This window comes from Plesiomonas sp. (genome assembly GCF_051650925.1).
Lineage (GTDB): Bacteria > Pseudomonadota > Gammaproteobacteria > Enterobacterales > CAMTGL01 > Plesiomonas.
Genome location: NZ_JBOFRH010000553.1, coordinates 1 through 1,891, shown reverse-complemented (window position 1 = coordinate 1,891; position 1,891 = coordinate 1). Strand labels below are relative to the sequence as shown.

Below are 1,891 nucleotides of genomic sequence, written 5' to 3'. Positions count from 1 at the left end.
TGTAGGGTCAGAAATAATGGCCGCCCATGCCGATACTCCAACAAAGGAGGGATGGGTAATGGCTGAGACGGCCCGGTTGCCGCCTCCAGTTTCAGTGCCGGATAGACAGCCCCGGCACACACAGATGCTCCGGTCAGCTGTAAAAAACGTCGACGACTGAGAGCCATGATATCTCCGAAAACAAAATGATCCCGCGCCAGCCCTCGGCGGTCCCATCACCAGCCCGCGCTGGCGACGAACCGAGGAGCCGGCGCGCATGAATAAACCACGATAGCCTGCCAAGGCAAGCAAGATACGACTTACGCCGCGCGACCTTGACGTTCGCGCTCGGCCACTTCGGCATTCAACTGCGCAATTTTATCGGCCGCCATCTGATGACACAGCGCCGCCAGCTCACGCACATTTTCACGGGTGTAACCGGTAGTATCGATAGGAGGCAACATCTCAACGATCACATGCCCGTTATTCCAACGGTTCAGATTCACTTTGTTGTGCTGCTCAGAGGCGCACACAATCACCACCGGCACTCCAGCAGCAATCGCCGCATGGAAAGCCCCGGTTTTAAATGGCAACAAACCACGGCCACGGCTACGGGTTCCTTCTGGGAACATCCATACCGAAATATTGCGCTCTTTGATTTTGTCTACCACCTGAGAAATGGTGTCATGCGCCTTACTACGGTTATTTCGATCAATCAAAATGTTACCGGTGAGCCAGTACAGTTGACCAAAGAACGGGATCCACAGCAGGCTCTTTTTACCCACCGTCACCGTACGCGGCAACACCATGCCCGAGACAGTCACCATGTCGTAATTATTCTGGTGATTGGCGATATACACGCTGTCACCGAATTGCTCGAACCCTTGCGGGAAACGACGCTCAACTTTCAGTCCCATGACCCGATCTAATTTGCTAAACAGATGGGCGAACGTATACACATGACGTGGATTACGAGGGCTAAACAGACAATATAAACTGCCACCGATACACAGCAGCAACGCATACAGCAATACAATAATGGCGCGAACTACAACTAGCATAATCACCTCAGGCTTACAGCTGTGCGCTAGTATAACCACTTCAGCAAAAAACTCATCGCTCAACTACAGAGTTTTGCTTGCGCGCCCGCGCTTTATGCTCTACCGAAGTGACAGATAAAGCGTGGTCGCCCTCGCTACGCAGCCCGCTAATACATGAGTCAACGTTCGTGACATAGAGTTCGCAATACAACGCAGTAAACATCGCCGAGATCTAAGCATTGAGAGCCGAATCATCCATTCGCGCACCATCAGGCTCGTTATCTCTATTCTCTCGCTCAGCCTCACTGCCTTAATTCGGCGCCCCAGTCTTTGCTATTATTTCGGTGCAAGCCGCTAACGTAGGCACATTTATATTCAGCTTGGATGCGTAATAAAATAGTTAACCTGCTCAGCGCAATGATTAAATTATTTCCCCGACATACTGGGAGATAAATCGAGAAAATTCATAATCACCCAGCAAAACTGCATATTTTTACTGGGTGACAATATTTACACGGCAACACTCTATTTTGTTAGCATTTTCGCCATTTATTTCATATTTAGCGAAGTTCATCTGTAAGCTGTGGGTGGATTTTTCTTTGTTAACAAGGCGGATCACTGAGAGTCCATATTTTATCTTTGATTACACTGCGATGTGCTTTTTATGCGCCGTTATACCCTTTTGAGCCCGATATTTGTGTTATAGACTGAGTCAGGATTTTATCTCACCCAGATTCATGTTACTCCGAGGGATGTATGCGGCTAACTGATTTAAAGCAACTGTATTATTTTAGTCTGGTGTATCAAGAACAAAATCTCAGTAAAGCCGCGAATAAAGCGTTTATTACCCAATCGGCATTATCTCAACAATT

At 48.2% G+C, this 1,891-nt stretch carries 3 protein-coding genes; 1 reads left to right on the top strand and 2 read right to left on the bottom strand.

Going from position 1 to position 1,891, the window contains the following annotated elements; translation table 11 throughout:
• Both ACRC27_RS13205 and ACRC27_RS13200 read right to left on the bottom strand, forming a co-directional pair.
• Positions 1-167: twin-arginine translocation signal domain-containing protein (locus ACRC27_RS13205; protein WP_438640087.1), on the bottom strand; the 167-nt coding region annotated here is incomplete at its 3' end.
• Between the two features lie 132 nt (positions 168-299).
• Positions 300-1,040, bottom strand: coding sequence for a 1-acylglycerol-3-phosphate O-acyltransferase (locus tag ACRC27_RS13200; protein WP_438640085.1), 741 nt, complete (start codon positions 1,038-1,040; stop codon positions 300-302).
• A 735-nt stretch (positions 1,041-1,775) separates the two neighbouring features.
• On the opposite strand from ACRC27_RS13200, the gene ACRC27_RS13195 reads away from it, so the two are divergent.
• The coding region (locus tag ACRC27_RS13195; RefSeq protein WP_438640086.1) for a LysR family transcriptional regulator at positions 1,776-1,891 on the top strand (116 nt) is incomplete at its 3' end.